Genomic DNA, 17,176 nt, shown 5'->3' on the forward strand with positions numbered 1-17,176 from the left:
TAAAAAAATAAGAGATGGCTGCTGCTCACCTCTTATTTTGACTATTCACTAAATACGTAGATCGTTGAAAATATCTTATGACACCATTATACAGTATGGAAGTTAACAAAGTTTAAAGATAATACGCATCTAATTCTTGCTTTTTCACTCTAAGCATAAGTTCTTCCACCGTTTGACGAGGATTCTTATCCTCAAACAAAACGCTGTACAACGCTTCTGCAATCGGCATGGACACATCGTACTTCTCTGCAAGCTGATGGGCTGCCTTTGTTGTACGAACGCCTTCTACCACCATGCCCATTTGTTCAAGAATCTCATCTAGTGTATACCCTTTGCCGAGCATATGGCCCGCTCTCCAGTTACGGGAGTGGACGCTTGTACATGTGACAATTAAATCACCCATGCCTGCCAGCCCTGAGAATGTAAGTGGGTTAGCACCCATTTTCACACCCAATCTGGAGATTTCGGCAAGACCTCGCGTAATTAGGGCGGCTTTGGCATTGTCGCCAAATCCTAAACCATCAACGGCTCCTGCAGCTAACGCGATAACATTCTTTAAGGCACCGCCTATTTCTACGCCGATGACATCCTTATTTGTATATACTCTGAAATATTGATTCATAAATAAATCTTGTACTCGCTCAGCTGCTACTATATCTTCACACGCAGCTGCTACTGTTGTAGGATGATGCAATACCACTTCTTCTGCATGACTAGGACCTGACAAGACTACAATTTCCTCAATAAATTCAGCTGGAATTTCTTCTTTAATAATATCAGATATCCGCAATAAAGTATTTGGTTCGATTCCTTTTGAGACATGTATAAAAAGGACCTTTTTGTCTAATGTCTTGAGCATTTTTTTACAAGTCTCGCGGATACCTTTAGTAGGCACAGCCATGACAACTATTTCCGCATGTGAAATTGCCTTTTCCATATCATCTGTCGCATTTAAATTCTCCGGCAAGATTGTTTCCGGCAAATATTTAGCATTCCTATGTTGGTTGCTAATTTCTTCCGCCTGTTCTTTTCTATGTGTCCATAGTAATGTATCATGCCCGTTTTCTGCTAGAACAATCGCTAATGATGTCCCCCATGAACCTGCTCCTAGCACTGCTACACGACTCATGTAAAAGCCCCTTTCTATTAAATAGTTATTAGTCCCTCGCTCTTGTAATCAACTTAATCGGCGTTCCTTCAAAGTCAAAAGTATCGCGAATTCGGTTTTCTAGGAAACGCTCGTAAGTAAAGTGCATTAATTCCGGATCATTGACAAAGACAACAAATGTTGGCGGCTTAATCGCTACTTGAGTTACATAGTAAATACGTAAGCGACGACCTTTATCTGTTGGTGCAGGATTTCTTGCTACAGCATCTGAAATTACTTCGTTTAAGATGCTCGATTGAATCCGCATGGAATGATTTTCGCTGACGCGATTAATAATTGGCAAAATGGAATGTACACGTTTCTTGGTTTTAGCAGACACAAAAATAATAGGTGCATAGTCAAGAAACTGGAATTGTTCTCTAATTTCCTTTGTTTTTTCATTCATTGTTTTTTCGTCTTTCTCTACAACATCCCATTTATTCACAACAATAATGACAGCTTTACCAGCTTGATGCGCATAGCCAGCAATTTTTTTGTCTTGTTCTTGAATACCTTCTTCGCCGTTTAAAACAACCAAAACAACATCTGAACGTTCAATTGCTCGAAGGGCTCGAAGGACACTGTATTTCTCTGTTGTCTCATAGACTTTTCCTTTTTTGCGCATTCCAGCAGTGTCAATGATGACATATTCTTGACCATCAAATTCATAATTTGAGTCAATGGCATCACGCGTTGTACCAGCAACATCGCTGACAATAACTCGGTTATCTCCAAGAAAGGCATTAACTAAAGAAGATTTGCCGACATTTGGACGGCCAATTAATGAAAACTTAATGACATCCTCATCGTATACTTGTTCTTCTTCATTTGGGAAATGTTTAGCTACTTCATCAAGCAAATCTCCTAAGCCTAAACCATGTGAGCCTGAAATTGGGAATGGATCGCCGAAGCCTAATGAATAAAAATCATATATCATATCTCTCATATCAGGGTTATCAATTTTATTAACAGCTAGTACTACTGGTTTTTTTGTTTTGTATAAAATTTTGGCTACATGCTCATCTGCCAATGTTACGCCTTCTCTTCCATTGACCATAAAGATTATTACATCTGCTTCGTCCATGGCAATCTCTGCTTGATGGCGAATTTGTTCTAAAAACGGCTCATCTCCTATATCAATACCGCCAGTATCAATAATATTAAAATCATGTGTAAGCCAGTCCGCAGAACTGTAGATTCGGTCGCGCGTCACACCTGGAATATCCTCCACTATGGACACACGTTCACCTACAATTCTGTTAAAAATAGTCGATTTACCGACATTTGGACGGCCGACAATTGCGACAATCGGTTTCGTCATTTTAAATTCATCCTTCCAACTTCTTAATCCTATTATACAACAAAAAAGGTGATGGCATCTGATCTGTCACCATCACCTACAATTCAAGTCAATATATCTTTATTTTATCAAAAAACTGATGCATTGCAAGAAAAAACAGACGCTAGAACGATTCTTTGCGTCTGTTTCTTTTAATTAGTTATTTTTTGAGAAATTTTTTAGTTGATCACCAATCACATCACCGAATGAAAATCCATTTGTTTCTTCTGGCATTTCATAGTCTGTTACTTCTTCTTCTGCATTATTTAGTAATGCTTTAATGCTAAGAGATAAACGTTTTTCGTTTTGATCAACGCCCAGAACCTTCACTTCCACCTCTTGGCCTTCTTTTAAAGCTTCATGAGGAGTGGAAATATGATTATGTGAAATTTGCGAGATATGGACAAGTCCTTCTACACCTGGGAATACTTCGATGAAAGCGCCAAAACCAACTAGGCGTTTCACTTTCCCTGTAAGAACAGCACCCACTGGAGCTTTCTCTTCAATATTTGCCCATGGGCCTTCTTGTGTTTCTTTAATAGATAAAGAAATACGCTCTTGTTCTGGATCAACGGATAGAACTTTTACTTTAACACGTTGTCCTTCAGAAAGAACGGTTGCCACATCATCAATATGTTCGTGAGATACCTGAGAAATGTGTACAAGGCCGTCAACGCCACCCAGATCTACAAATGCACCGAACGAAGCTAAACGCTGAACAGTGCCTTCTAGTACATCCCCTTCATGAATACCACCTAACACTTCGCCCTTTTTCTCAGCTTTTTGGGCTTCTAAAACTGCGCGGTGAGATAGGATTAGACGGTTTTTCTCTTCTTCCATCTCTACGATTTTGAATGTTAACGTTTTTCCTTTGTAATCGTCGAAAGATTCAACAAAGTGATCTTCTACAAGTGAAGCGGGTACAAATCCTCGAACGCCTAGATCAACGACAAGGCCACCCTTCACTACATCTTTCACTTCAGCTTCAATTATTTCGCCGTTATTAAATTGTTCCTCTAAAACTTTCCATGCCTTTTTCGCATCAACCTTGCGTTTTGACAACACGTATTGACCAGGCTTTGCATCATCGGGTTCTTCAACTTTTGTTACGATTAATTCTAATTCATCATTTACGGAGACAGCGTCAGAAGCTTTTTCCACATGCAAGCTAGATAGCTCGCTAATTGGCACTACGCCATCAAACGGTGCACCAGCTATAGTGACGATTGCAACTTTATCTTCCACTCGTTCGACCTTGCCTTTTACGACATCGCCTTCACGGATTTCGTTTACTTCGTTTAAGTTCATTTCTTCAGACATATGTAATCCTCCTTCACAATGTATAATTCCTATTTTATAAGAATTTGCTAGTAAAAACAAAAATTAACCCTTATAATCACATATTATTTATTTTCAGGATGATGTTCATTTAGCAATAGCTGGATATGATCCATGATCACTTGTGTTACTTCTTCCGCTTTTGCCTTTGTTTCTCTGTACGGTTCCATATCGATTGGTTTACCAAATACAACTTTCACTTTTCTAAACGGTTTATATGGACCTATGATGGCACATGGAACCACATTTGCATTTCCTCGCAATGCAAAAAAACCAGCGCCCGAAAAACCTTTGCCTAGTTTGCCGCTTTTATTGCGAGTACCTTCTGGAAAAAGACCAACAACTTGGCCGTCTTTTAATGTATCAATTGCAACTCGCAAAGCTTGCCTATCGCTTAAACCGCGCTTCACAGGAAATGCATGTACCTTAGGGAGAATGGATTTTAGAATAGGTACTTTAAAAAGCTCTTCCTTTGCCATAAAGTTGACCGGTCTTGGTGAACAAATGCCCACCATTGGAGGATCTAAATTATCGATATGATTTGAGCATAAAAGTATACCGCCTTCTTCAGGAAAATTTTCTTTCCCTATAACTTCCATGCGGTAGATTGGCTTTAGTACATTAAACACAACTGTTTTAGCAAATTGATAAAAGTCCATTTAGCCCATCCTTTCGTTTGCTAATCCCAAAATAGTTTGTGCAGCTTCAGAAATAGAAAGCTCTGTTGTATCCAGGAAAATGGCATCTGGTGCCTGAATTAAAGGAGAAGCTTCACGCTCACTGTCTAATTTATCGCGATTTGCTATTTCGGATTTTAATTGTTCCAATGATGATTCAATACCTCGGTGTTTATTATCCTCATATCTTCTCCGAGCTCTTTCTTCCACTGTCGCTGACATAAATACTTTTAATTCTGCTTCTGGCAGCACTGCGGTAGCAATATCTCGTCCATCCATTACTACACCGCCCTGCTTTGCCATTTCGCGCTGGTGATCTACCATAATCTCTCGCATCGTTGCATGACTAGCAACTTTCGATACATTCTTGGTCACTTCATTAGAACGGATTTCTTCCGATACATCTTTCTCATCAAGAAATACAAGTTGTCCATTACTTGAAGGCTTTAACTGGATCTTCGTATTTGTAAGCAAATCAGTAATGCTTTTAGCATCTTCTAAATTTATATGTTCGTTCAATGCTTTTAATGTAAGTGCACGGTACATTGCGCCCGTATCAATATAAGTATAGCCAAGCTTTTCTGCCACTATTTTGGCAATTGTACTTTTGCCGGCCCCTGCAGGACCATCAATAGCGATTTGTATATTCATATTCAAATGTCAACCCCTTCTCTCCGTCATATTGTAACACAGAAACCAATTGCCCGTGAAAAGATAAAGTGAAACATTACTCAATATTGAATCTTCGTTCAAACAGCAAGGAGAACCACCTTATTAATATGAAGCTAGCATATTTATTTAAGGTAATAAAAAAACGAACAAATGTGATTTTTAAACTCAACATTCGTCCATTTCTCTTGATATTATTTTCCATTCATAATAAAAAATTTTGTGACGGGCTTTCCTCATAGGAGACGCTATTCTCGTCTTTATATTAAATGATTAGTCGTCTATTGCTTTTACTACCAGATTACAACTTCACAGTTTCAAGATATCCTAAAAGCTTGTTTCCTTTTTGCGAATTTGTAATTGCCGTTCAAAACAGAATCTTACAATGTATTGTCGGTCGACGTCATCCGTATTTGTAAATTGCAGTGTAGCCAACATTCTTTGGTCTTTTTCGATTATCCGAATGACTCTTGCAGAGGTATGAACATATTTAACTCCTTCATTTGAATTCGAAAATGGCAAGACAATGATAAGTTGCAATTCATCATTTTCTTTAAATGGTACAATTCTGGGAATGTTGATTGCTAAGCCACCAGCGCTAATGTCTTCCGCCACATATTGATAATTCTGTTGATTATACTCTACAGCAATATCAACAGGTGTAGCTACACGAACATATTCACGCCTTTGTATCCTAATAAACTGATCGTTAGCAGGTAATGCCAGCATAATCATTGGAATATTGTTTTTAATTCTTCCAAGTACTTCTGTTTTAAATGCAAAAGCGTTTTTAGCTTCATCAACAAAAGAAACGCGATATTGTCCACCCTCTAACAAAAAAGAGGTCTTATTTGTTTGTATATTGGTAGGATAATCAATGTAGAGAATATTGTTTTTTTGCTCTACAATTTTAGCGCGAAGGCGATCTTTTACATCGGAAGAAATTGATTCTAATATTATATTGGTACCTATTTTCAATTCCATAGCAATCTCCCTTTATGATTCATAAGTTGTGTTTTTATTATGCCACGGATTGGACAATTTAGCTATATCCATTCTACATTAAGGAAAAGAGCATAAAATGCATTTATAATTTTTTTTATTTTTATCATTATGAATTTAAAAACGACATATTATTTAATCATCCGACACCTTTAGACCTATAAAAAAATCAGTGAGGATACGTTCCCCACTGATATATGTTTTTTATGACAGTCGTTCGTTTTTAATTACTTCACCTGTCTCTGTGTCAATTAGTACTTTGTATGTGTGCTGCGTTTTATTTGCGTTCACTCTAACTGTTACTTCATAACAAAGTCTCTCAACAAAATCTTTATCCTCAACATATGCTAAATCCTCTTCCATTACTTCCGCATCGCGATTAAAGAATGTATTCCAATCTATTTTCTTCATCGTTTGCGGTTTTACTTTTTCTTTTTGAATGTACTCAATTCCATTAAGACCAACAACTTCACCAGTATCTTTAGCTATTTTCACTTGCACGCCGTCCGCATAAATCTTCGCTTTTGTTGATTGATCTACTCTTGCGTAGCTTAAGTGCCAAACTTCACTATTTTCTCTTGCATCTGTTTCAACAACATCGGTATAGCCTAGTTCTTTTAAATGTTGATCTGCCAATTTTTTTAGTTTTAGAATTGGAAGACTAGTTTGTCCAAATGGTCGTTCAACTAAATAGGAAAGAAGATGGCCACCTTTTACAGTCAAATCCGCATAACCTGTGCGTTCGCCTTTAGTGAAAGTAATATGATAAAAAGGATACGGTGCCCCTTTTCTGCTATTTTTCACTACTATAGTGGCATTTGATAACTCTGGGAACATATCTTTAAAACGATTTATTGCTTCGCTTTCGCTAATTTTTCGGTCATCTAATTTTTGCAGGTTTTTCCTCTTTTCATGATCTGATTCACTAGCAGTCAGCGGAAAATCACTTTCTCTATATGTCTTAATTGATTTAGCCATATTTTTAAAATTACCTGTCGATGGGTCTGCCGTTTGTTCTTCTAGCCAATGTTTATAATTGTTATCTTGCTGCAACACATGAGCTGTTGCTACTTGCCAATCATTCGAAAAGTTTGTGAGGTTTTCAGAAACATTCTTTATGTTAGCATGCCATTTATCAGCGTTCTCTTTAGATGTCATCGTCATTTTTGCATTGTTACCTAGTCGACCAAGATAATTCATCCATTCGCTTGTAAATTCTTGATCTAACGGTAAATCCGCTATGGAATATTTAATATCAGATGACAAGCGCCATACATCCTGTAAAGATTGATGCAATGCAGTGGTATCTTTATACATTAAGGATTGCTGAACAGCTTGCTGTAACTCATTTAGTTGTGTTGAAGCATCTGCCATTTTATTTGTATATTGCCCATGCAGTAGATATTGAAGTTCCTTATTTTCTCTATTCGATGCTACTATAAATATTAAGCATGCTATTAATGCGTAGCTTAATAAAAATATGGTTTTTTTCATTCGTTTTCACCTCCAGTTTTACTAAATGCAGAAGATATGCTCGCCAATTTGTGTGATTTGTTTTCTTGTCCATATCCATTTACTTGTTGCTGTTTTTGGGTTGAAATAATAAAGGGCATTTTGTGAGGGATCCCATCCATTCATTGCATCCAGTACTGCTTCCATCGCTTGTTTATTCGGTTCAAGCCAGATTTGTCCATCTGATACAGCTGTAAAAGCACCAGGTTGGAAGATGATACCTGAAACAGTGTTAGGAAAATCAGGGCTTTCCAAACGATTCAATATCACAGCAGCTACAGCCACTTGTCCTTCATATGGCTCTCCTCTTGACTCTCCATATACTGCATTTGATAACAACTTCAAATCCTGTTCCGTAAATTTACTTGGGATTTGCATATCTGCCCCATTGCCAGTGCCTTCTTGTGTAGTTTTCTTTTGGCCACCATAGACAGTAAATTTATTTCCTTTTCTTATTTGTCCCATTACATAGTCTTTATCATAGTTTGATACCGATGCTAACTTCTTCTTCGTCGTTGCACCAGCTACTCCGTCTATCGGCAATCCATATTGATCCTGGAAATTTCGCAATGCCCAATATGTGCTATAGCCAAATTTCCCATCAATCGTTCCTTTATAGTATCCAATGTATTGAAGTCTTGATTGCAATTCAATAACGTCATCGCCAAACGCACCTCTTGTAATAACTTGTGAGGAGAATGCTTCTCCTGTCCTCGGGGCCACGCTTGTAAGAAAAAGACTTAGAATAACCAACAAAAGCATTTGATAACGTCTCATATTGACAGCTCCTTTTCTATAAGCATGGTTTCTTGCATGTTTTTTATACAAAAAAACTGAGAGAAAAAATCCTCTCAGAATAGAACATTATAAGTATTAAAATTTTTGTTGCGCCACAAGCATTTGAACCAATTGTTTATGTGCAGTTTTCACTTTGCGCAGGGCAAACCACCATAAAAATAACATGAATGGCAGCATAATATATGCCCACATGCCTTCAATTGTGAGGATGAAATTATATACAATATGAAGTAGCATTGGCAAAGTTAAAGCTACTACTAGATAACGTATAGAAATCTTTTTCTCCGTAAACTTAGCTCTTCCAAGATAGTAGCCCATAACAACGCCAAAAAGGGCATGGCTAGATACAGGCATGAGAGCCCGCATAAAAGCTGTATCTAATCCATAAGAGAGAAGATATAATATATTTTCAACAGTTGCAAATCCTAGTGATATACTGACTCCGTATAAAACACCGTCATATGGGTCATCAAACTCTATATGATTGTAAATAGCCACAAATAATATAAACCATTTAAAAAACTCTTCCACTACTCCGGAAAATAACACATCTTGTATGATAACATGTGAAAATATGTGTTCTTCCATTAATACAAATTGCAAAAATAATATCGGAAATGTTAATATTGCACCATATATAAAAGTGTGTAACAATGTTGTTCTCGGCTCTGTCGCCATTTGATTCCTTAAATAAAAAAAACTAAAGAGCGCTAGAGCGGGAGCAATGGACACGGATAAAAGAACGAACATTTTTTTAAGCACCCCATCTCTATTTATAGTACTATTTTATAAGAAAAGACATGAAATTTCGAGGAGGACTTTTTATGAAGAAAAAAGTTTTGCTTATTCATACAGGTGGCACTATTTCTATGCATGTCAGTGAAGACGGAGGTGTCATCCCTGATATCGTAAATCCATTAATACAAGAAAGTAAAAAACTAGAAAATATCGCTGATATTATTGAAATAGAAGCTTTCAACCTTCCTTCACCACATATTACGCCTCAGAAGATGTTAGAGCTACGAAATTTAATTATTAAGACGGTTGAGGGACATGCTATCGATGGTGTTGTAATTACACATGGTACAGATACTTTAGAAGAAACTGCTTATTTCTTAGAATTAACGACTAATCTTGAGATACCGATTGTATTAACAGGCGCCATGCGTTCATCGAACGAATTAGGTGCTGATGGAGTCTACAACCTAGTGGAAGCTGTCCGAGTTGCTTCTTCTGAGGTAGCAAGAAATAAAGGTGTTCTTGTAGTTATGAATGATGAGCTGCATTCTGCTGTAAACGTAACAAAAACTTCTACTAGTTCAGTCTCTACTTTTCAATCGCCACAATATGGTCCGCTTGGGTTAGTGACTAAAACTTTAATTCATTTTCAACAAGCTCCTCTCAAACGAGAGTATGTAGAAGTAAACAGTTTAGATAAAAAAGTTGCCCTATTTAAAATATATGCTGGAATGGAAGCAGACCTTCTTTATTCGGCAATTGATTGCAAATATGATGGTGTTGTGTTGGAAGGTTTAGGACAAGGCAATGTTCCACCATCCCTGTTGCCGGCAATTAAAGAATTGATTGCACACAATATTCCTGTTGTACTCGTTTCTCGTTGTTTTAATGGGATCGCACAAGGCGTGTATGGTTATGAGGGTGGCGGTAAAATGTTAGAGGACCTAGGTGTATCTTTCGTAACTGATCTTAATGGACAAAAGGCACGGATTAAGCTATTAATAACTCTAAATAAAGATAAAAAACCTATTAATGAGGAAGGCTTGTTATTAAGTCAATAAAGAAGTAAAGTATGTTATTCACATGGTTTTTATCATAATCAAATCGAAAACACTAAATAATAGAAAATAATTTGTTTCATATTACTTAGGCAGAATCTTTATGATTCTGCCTTTTTGTACTCCATCAGTGGCAAAGCAGATGACTCATTATTCATCGAAACATTTTGAATAGTCAGTCGTTATATTTAATAACTATATAATTAAGGAGAGAAGATGATGATGATGATGCAAAAAATCAATTACGTCTTTTTGAGTTCAACCCTAATTTTAACTTGCATATTCTTTTTGCTAATGTGTGTGTTTGTTTTACCGAGGATAGCCCAGGAAACCGTATTAATACATCCAGAAGTTACATATCTAAAATATCCTATTTTATTAGGAATGTATGCTACAGCGCTGCCCTTTTTTTATGCGATATATGAGACTCTAATTATGATTAAAATCATTGAGTGTCAATCTATTATTTCTAGTCGCATTGTTCAAGGATTAAATCGAATAAAATACTGTGCATTTGTTATTATTCTTTTGTATGTCATTGGAATCTTTACACTTGATAATGCAAATGCACTACCGCCAATAATTGCAGTAATGGGATCCGGGATACTTCTTGTAACAATAATGGTGGCGGCGGGATCAGCGTTCATAAAAAATATACTTATAAAAAATCAATCGAAGTTATCTAATTCATGAAAGTTCACCCTAGGACTGGCTGAGTTCAGTTTTAATTCACAAATTATAAAATCCAAAAGACAGATTTATTCTACACACTTGTAGAGTAAATCTGTCTTTTAGTTTTAACAGCAATAATTGTTTGAAAAAACAATCTTAATTATAAGATTCTTCGTAAAGATATGTCGTCATATACATTTACCTATCGATAAAAGCATTGCTGTTTATTTTAGCGTTTTTCTTTAATTGATTTTGCGATTAAATCTCCATGCAGTTTTCCATTTTCAATAAAAATTTCATTAGCATTATTACCAGCTGCAATTACACCTGCAATGTATAATCCAGGTACATTAGTTTCCATGGTTTCTGGGTTAAATGTCGGGCGGCCCGTCGTTTTATCTTCTGTTACGCCCATTTTTTGAATAAACGAATGATCAGGATGATACCCTGTCATCGCGAATACAAAGTCATTCTTGATAGTAGTATCTTTACCTTCCTGCAATAACATCACTTCATCCTGCGTAATTTCTTTCACAAGCGTATTAAACATCATGTTGATTTCTCCATTGCGAACAAGCGCCTCGAAATCTGGCAATACCCATGGTTTAATGCTCGGTGAGTATTCCGACCCGCGGTAGGCAACTGTCACACGAGCACCTGCTTTATGAAGTTCTAGTCCTGCATCTATCGCAGAATTCTTACCCCCAATTATCAATACGTCTGTATCAAAGAAGGGATGGCCCTCTTTAAAATAATGATACACTTTTGGTAGTTCTTCTCCCTGTATGTTCATATAGTTGGGATGGTCATAATATCCTGTCGCAATGACAACATACGGTGTTTCATATTCAGCCAGATCTGTTTTCACAATAAACTTGCCCTCATTTGGCGTTACTTGTTCAACTCGTTCGAAGCGATGAATATTTAGGTCTTTTCTCTTTACAACTTCACGATAATACACCAATGCCTGGTTCCGCTTTGGTTTTTGTTGTTCAGTAATGAAAGGTATATCACCAATTCCTAGTTTTTCACTTGAACTAAAAAACGTTTGATGCGTAGGATAATTATAAATCGAATTAACGATATTTCCCTTTTCAATAATAATAGGGTTTAGACCAATCTGTTTTAATGAAATAGCCGCAGCTAAGCCACATGGACCGCCGCCTACAATAATTGCTTCTTCTTGTAGCACTACAATGTCACTCCTTGTAATTTCTTTCGTTTCAGAGATATCTCTATATACATCCTTTAAACAATCAATTTTAAGTTTACAGTATTGTCTAATTGTACATTATACGCCTGGACACCATAAAAAAACAGGCATGCGCCCTATACCACATACCCGAACTCTTTTAAAATATAAGCATTTTTTTGCGGACTTTTGCCCACCTCAATTAAGATTGACAATAATTGAGGCGGTGTCCTATACACAGGCATGGTTTACAAGATACAAAGGTATTTAGCCTAAAAACAAAATTAGTGTTACATCTAATTTATTTTTGGGCTGGTATTGCAATTGTTGTTCCTGGCGCAACGGTATTTCCAGTAATACCGTTTGCTTCCTGAATAATCGCAATTCCGGCAGTACTACCATAGAAGTTGATTGCGATACTTTCAATTGTTTCCCCTTCTTTAACATTATAGAGACGTCCAGCTGCCTTTGCTTCCTCATATAACTGTTGCTGCTTCACTTTTTGTGCTTCAAGCTCTGCATTTGCTGCTTGTTCTTCTTTCTCTTTTTGTGCTTCAAGCTTGGCATTTGCTGCTTGTTCTTTTTTCACTTTTTCTGCATTTATTCGGTCTGCTTCTTTTTGAGCGGCTTGTTCTTTCTTCAGCTGCTCCTGTTCCTCTTTTTTTGACGCTTGAGTAGTTACTTTTTCTTTTTCGCTATTGGTCTCAATATGGACACCACTGTCACTCTCTATTTCAGCTTTCTCATGACTGTTTTCATGTGAGAGTGTACTAAAATATATCAAGGTGGAAATAGGAATTAATATAAAGACAATTGCTAATGCTGTTAGCAATTTAGGTTTGCTTTGGTTTTTTTTCTGCTTACCCTCATCGTTTTGATGTCTTCTTTTCATTCTAGAAGGATTTTTCTCTTCTTCTTCCGGCTCAATATAAATTGCCTGTCTATGTTCTTCAATTTTTCCTCGGTAATCATCTTGAGGCATGGAAATCCCCCATTTCAATAAAAAACTTCTATTCTCCTATTATGACGAATTAATAGGTACTTGTAAATGAACGAACTTACTAGGGCATAAGTGCGTGTAACCGTTCTTGCCATGATGGTCGATTTCTTGATACAGGATGAAATTCTCTTGTTGCGACAATTTCTTGGTGATTAATCCCGCAAAAATGGCAGCAGTTTGGTGGCTTCTCTACCAACGATTGCCCAAAGTAGGAAACTAATCCTTCTCGCATACATTTTTGAGCTTCTACAAAGTTTGCAACCTCTCTGATTTGCTCTACCTTTTGTCTGCGTAAATCTTCTAACTTTTGGATAACCTTTTCCCCTGGCAATTGTGCCATCCAATATGACAAAACCCGATAACCCGTTTCGCTAATCTGGTTTAAATCAATCATTTTTTTTGGATCTTGTTCTAGACGTTGATATTCCATAAAAGCTTCCACATGGTATGAACTTGGCAAATCATCTGTCACGATAAAGCGTGTCTGATCTTCATCCTTTGGACTATGTACCAAGATGGAAAGCGCATCTTTCCCATCACGCCCTGCCCTTCCAACCTCTTGCATATAATTCGCCATTGTGGCAGGTATATGATCGTGCAGGACTTGGTAAACATTATCTTTATGGATTCCCATACCAAATGCAGTTGTAGCACATATCCACTCTAATTCTCCTGATTGAAATTGCTGTTGGATAAACTGCCTATCTTCCATCTCCATTCCAGCATGGTAAGCGGCTGCTCTTATCTGTTTTTTTCGAAGCTCTTCAGCATAAAGAAGCGTTTTTTTTCGCGATTGTGTATAAATGATACCTGGCCCCTCGGTTTGCACAACATGATTAATAATCCATGGTAGTTTTTCTTCAACACTAGGAAGATTAATGACATCATAATGAATATTAGGCCTTTCAACAGAGTGGATATATTCAAATGGATGAATCATTTTCAAATATGTTTTAATATCAATTACCACTTGTTCTGTAGCAGTCGCACTTAAGGCTAATATTGGGGGTCTATTTCTCTTAGGAATCCAACTGGCAATCTTCAAATAATCTGGGCGGAAATCAAATCCCCATTGTGAAATACAGTGCGCCTCGTCTACAACAATGAGTGAGAAATCTATCTTTTGAAAAACACGCTGGATTAAGTCGGTTGCAAGCATTTCAGGAGACATAAATATATATCGATAAGTAGCTATTCGTTGAAGTGCACGTAACTTTTCACTGCCTTGTAAAAAAGAATTGAAAGCTATCACTCTCTTTTCTCCAAACCTTTTTAATGAATCTACCTGGTCTTGCATCAATGAGAGCAACGGTGAAATAATTAAAATGGGACCATTTAATATATATCCCGGAAGCTGATAGCATAATGACTTGCCCATTCCTGTTGGCAGTAGCGCTAATGCATCTCGTCCTTCTAAAATGGCCTCTATTACTTCCTTTTGTCCTTCTCTGAACGCCTCATAACCAAAATGCCGATAAAGAATATCTTCAAGTTTCATAAGCTCCACCTCCTTTTGTCGCCATCACTAATCGAATTTGGAAATAAGACAAATGCGGAATACTTTCACGAATAACTTTTAATTTTTTACTCCCAGTCTGTCTCATTACATCTCTTGCTTTATCTGTATCCTCTTCGCTAATAAATTGATTGAGTGGAAAATCTATATCATTCATTGCCATCTCTACAAAATGGTCCTCAATTGTGCTGATTTTCAATGAACGCATTTGTGCGATTTGGTCTGGTGTATAGCCATTATAATATAAATCTGCGGTTTTCTTTGTGGAATCATTTAAAACATTTTCAAGCCTTATTCCTGCAGCCAGTTGATGTAAAAAGGGATATTGGTTGCGCTTTGCATACAGGTCGTCCAGCCAAATATGTAACGACTCGATTAATATTAATTGCATATCTAACTCAGTTGCATCAAACTCTTCCGCCAATTGTTGCCATGTCCAGCCTGATAAACGATACCCTGTTATTCGTAAAACAATCGTTAGCTTGTGCTTGTCATCTAACGGCAATTGTTGGATAGATTCTTCCAACTCATCTCTGAACTGGTTTTTAAATTTAGTTTCTTTATATGGCTTTCCCATTAAAAATTGCTTTACAAAGTGTTGAATTTCCTCATCTTTCTGTAGTGGCATGAAACGATAGTCTCCTGCATGAAAATGCGACAAAGTTTGCACTACAAGCGAAAGTCGCTTAAAAAAGATGTGTTCATTGCCACGATAGTACCATCCATTAAAAAGTATTTCTTTAGATTGCTGAAGAACTGTTTTCCCTCTTGCTGTTATAATTGCTTGTTGTCCATCATTTATATGAACCCAGCCTGCATCAATTAATTGATTTAATTCATCCGTAAAGGTACTTTTAGAAAGTTTCGGCAGGATACCAAAATATTTGTGAAGATGAAATGTTCCCACATCTTGAATCGTCTGGCCTGACCTCTTCCCCCTTAACAAATGAAGGGCTGCTGTTGCAGAACGCTGGCCATTCATTGAAGAAAAAATAGATAATAGTACTTGTTGTATATACATGATTATTCCTCCATTTAAAGTGATTTAGGTTGAAATGTGAGGAAAAGCGTTTTAGAATAAGTAAGAAGCTATTGGGATTGATAGTAAAGGAGAGAAGTATAATGGCTAAATTTACCATCGTTGACCAAGATACATGTATTGCTTGCGGTGCATGTGGGGCGGCAGCACCGGATATTTACGATTACGATGATGAAGGAATTGCCTTCGTTATTTTAGATGATAACACGGGAACAGCTGTAGTTCCAGAAGATTTGATGGAAGATATGGAGGATGCTTTTGAAGGGTGTCCAACAGATTCGATTAAAGTAGCAGAGGAGTCTTTTGAAGGCGACGCGCTTAAATATGAATAATTATATAACGTTATAGATAAAAGAGTATCGAACCTAATTCGGTGCTCTTTTTATCATTTCAAATTCATTTACTGGATATATTAGAGCTAACTCGTCGAGACTGTTTTTCTGCTGTCGAAACCTTATATGTAACATATTATAAATCTCAGGGGTAAATTAAGCATTTTAATTTCGCTATTACGAGTGCGTGTTAAGTATAAACTTCAAAAAAGAATTTAGTTCAATATTGTTTTTTTTGATTAAAAACTTAAAGGATTTTAGGAATAATTTAAATACACCATAACCCAAGAGGACCCCCGAAAAGTTAAAGATTATATCATTTACATCAACATAACGAGTAGTGAAACCAACCATTAAAGCTATGATTAGCTGTAAAATTTCTATAAAGACCCCTAGTAAAAAACCTAAAACGGCAATCTTTTTAAAACTTACTTTAGAAATGAAAGGAAGTCCAAATCCAAATGGAATTGTCAATAAAATATTAAGTAAGGAAGTTTTTATTGCAAAATAATCTGGATTAAATGGAATGAAATTAGCGTCCCCCCATACATTTTGCCCTATGTCTTTTTTCATCTCTCCGTCAAGGATTATAGGGAATTGAGTGTACTTTAAAACATTACACAAATATATAAAAAATATGGTGAAAAAGAAGAAATATACATAGCTTTTTTTATATTTTATTTTTAAAAATAAAATTATAATTATCCAAAAGAAAGCTGTAATAAGAATAATTGACCCATCAAAATCAACTAACATTTTATTACTCCTTTATATGAAAAATGCTTTAGGCATCCCTGACACTCTTTTTTAATTAGAAACTTTTCCCCTTTAATATTCTACCATATTCTTCTGTTTTCCAAATTAACAGATTGTACTTACTTGAAAAAAGCAGGTAAAGCAAAACCCAAAGTAAGTGCCATAGCTGTAATTAATGGGAAGATTTTTATTTTCATCATTTCATCTCCTTTTAATTTGTAATAGCGCACTTTTCTTATGCTTTAAGAAACGATAACGCATGAAAATATTAACTACAACGAGCAAAGAATATACAAGTACTCAGCATTCACAAATTCCCATTCTTCTAAATTGTCATTCCACAAAGAAGGTTATATTTCACGATTGCATTCTTTTAATAGATAGGTTACAA

The 17,176-nt window shown here is 36.5% G+C and carries 17 protein-coding genes; 3 read left to right on the forward strand and 14 right to left on the reverse strand.

The window, feature by feature from the left end:
- Nucleotides 1-112: 112 nt before the first annotated feature.
- The 9 genes from RCJ93_RS05740 to prsW form a co-directional block, all read right to left on the reverse strand.
- Nucleotides 113-1,129: an NAD(P)H-dependent glycerol-3-phosphate dehydrogenase gene (locus RCJ93_RS05740; RefSeq protein WP_066786032.1), complete on the reverse strand. Its 1,017-nt coding sequence runs from the start codon at nucleotides 1,127-1,129 to the stop codon at nucleotides 113-115.
- 28 nt (nucleotides 1,130-1,157) lie between these two features.
- Complete coding sequence (gene der, locus RCJ93_RS05745; protein ID WP_066786029.1) at nucleotides 1,158-2,468, reverse strand: ribosome biogenesis GTPase Der; 1,311 nt, start codon at nucleotides 2,466-2,468, stop codon at nucleotides 1,158-1,160.
- Nucleotides 2,469-2,642: 174 nt separating this feature from the next.
- Nucleotides 2,643-3,806: a 30S ribosomal protein S1 gene (gene rpsA / locus RCJ93_RS05750; RefSeq protein WP_150283982.1), complete on the reverse strand. Its 1,164-nt coding sequence runs from the start codon at nucleotides 3,804-3,806 to the stop codon at nucleotides 2,643-2,645.
- Between the two features lie 83 nt (nucleotides 3,807-3,889).
- The gene (locus RCJ93_RS05755) at nucleotides 3,890-4,483 is read right to left on the reverse strand and encodes a lysophospholipid acyltransferase family protein (protein WP_150283981.1); all 594 of its coding nucleotides are present in this window, start codon (nucleotides 4,481-4,483) and stop codon (nucleotides 3,890-3,892) included.
- On the reverse strand, nucleotides 4,484-5,158 hold the full coding sequence (gene cmk, locus RCJ93_RS05760) for a (d)CMP kinase (RefSeq protein ID WP_446738601.1): 675 nt from the start codon (nucleotides 5,156-5,158) through the stop codon (nucleotides 4,484-4,486).
- Between the two features lie 339 nt (nucleotides 5,159-5,497).
- The gene (locus RCJ93_RS05765; protein WP_066786018.1) at nucleotides 5,498-6,154 is read right to left on the reverse strand and encodes a flagellar brake protein; all 657 of its coding nucleotides are present in this window, start codon (nucleotides 6,152-6,154) and stop codon (nucleotides 5,498-5,500) included.
- Between the two features lie 222 nt (nucleotides 6,155-6,376).
- Nucleotides 6,377-7,666 carry a PepSY1/2 domain-containing protein gene (locus RCJ93_RS05770; RefSeq protein ID WP_066786016.1) on the reverse strand — a complete coding sequence of 430 codons (1,290 nt, stop codon included), beginning with the start codon at nucleotides 7,664-7,666 and terminating at the stop codon, nucleotides 6,377-6,379.
- A 21-nt stretch (nucleotides 7,667-7,687) separates the two neighbouring features.
- Entirely contained in the window at nucleotides 7,688-8,461 is a 774-nt protein-coding gene (gene sleB / locus RCJ93_RS05775; RefSeq protein ID WP_066786013.1) for a spore cortex-lytic enzyme, read from the reverse strand.
- A 96-nt stretch (nucleotides 8,462-8,557) separates the two neighbouring features.
- Complete coding sequence (gene prsW, locus RCJ93_RS05780) at nucleotides 8,558-9,232, reverse strand: glutamic-type intramembrane protease PrsW (RefSeq protein ID WP_446738602.1); 675 nt, start codon at nucleotides 9,230-9,232, stop codon at nucleotides 8,558-8,560.
- A 74-nt stretch (nucleotides 9,233-9,306) separates the two neighbouring features.
- Between prsW and RCJ93_RS05785 the strand changes: the two genes are divergently transcribed.
- Nucleotides 9,307-10,281 carry an asparaginase gene (locus tag RCJ93_RS05785; RefSeq protein WP_150283979.1) on the forward strand — a complete coding sequence of 325 codons (975 nt, stop codon included), beginning with the start codon at nucleotides 9,307-9,309 and terminating at the stop codon, nucleotides 10,279-10,281.
- A 216-nt stretch (nucleotides 10,282-10,497) separates the two neighbouring features.
- On the forward strand, nucleotides 10,498-10,971 hold the full coding sequence (locus tag RCJ93_RS05790; protein ID WP_446738603.1) for a DUF2975 domain-containing protein: 474 nt from the start codon (nucleotides 10,498-10,500) through the stop codon (nucleotides 10,969-10,971).
- A gap of 208 nt (nucleotides 10,972-11,179) precedes the next feature.
- Here the strand turns inward: RCJ93_RS05790 and RCJ93_RS05795 are convergent, their stop codons facing one another.
- From RCJ93_RS05795 to RCJ93_RS05810, 4 genes are all read right to left on the reverse strand, one after another.
- Entirely contained in the window at nucleotides 11,180-12,142 is a 963-nt protein-coding gene (locus RCJ93_RS05795) for a YpdA family putative bacillithiol disulfide reductase (RefSeq protein WP_066786003.1), read from the reverse strand.
- Nucleotides 12,143-12,443: 301 nt separating this feature from the next.
- Nucleotides 12,444-13,124: a LysM peptidoglycan-binding domain-containing protein gene (locus RCJ93_RS05800; protein ID WP_446738604.1), complete on the reverse strand. Its 681-nt coding sequence runs from the start codon at nucleotides 13,122-13,124 to the stop codon at nucleotides 12,444-12,446.
- Nucleotides 13,125-13,203: 79 nt separating this feature from the next.
- On the reverse strand, nucleotides 13,204-14,640 hold the full coding sequence (locus RCJ93_RS05805; protein WP_446738605.1) for a RecQ family ATP-dependent DNA helicase: 1,437 nt from the start codon (nucleotides 14,638-14,640) through the stop codon (nucleotides 13,204-13,206).
- On the reverse strand, nucleotides 14,630-15,679 hold the full coding sequence (locus RCJ93_RS05810) for a helix-turn-helix domain-containing protein (RefSeq protein ID WP_446738606.1): 1,050 nt from the start codon (nucleotides 15,677-15,679) through the stop codon (nucleotides 14,630-14,632). The genes RCJ93_RS05805 and RCJ93_RS05810 overlap by 11 nt, the downstream gene beginning before the upstream one ends.
- A gap of 101 nt (nucleotides 15,680-15,780) precedes the next feature.
- On the opposite strand from RCJ93_RS05810, the gene RCJ93_RS05815 reads away from it, so the two are divergent.
- Nucleotides 15,781-16,029, forward strand: a complete 249-nt coding sequence (locus RCJ93_RS05815) for a ferredoxin (RefSeq protein ID WP_066785991.1) — start codon at nucleotides 15,781-15,783, stop codon at nucleotides 16,027-16,029.
- A gap of 177 nt (nucleotides 16,030-16,206) precedes the next feature.
- Here the strand turns inward: RCJ93_RS05815 and RCJ93_RS05820 are convergent, their stop codons facing one another.
- Nucleotides 16,207-16,785, reverse strand: a complete 579-nt coding sequence (locus RCJ93_RS05820; RefSeq protein WP_446738607.1) for a VanZ family protein — start codon at nucleotides 16,783-16,785, stop codon at nucleotides 16,207-16,209.
- Nucleotides 16,786-17,176 lie beyond the last annotated feature (391 nt).

The organism is Rummeliibacillus sp. BSL5, from assembly GCF_052928305.1.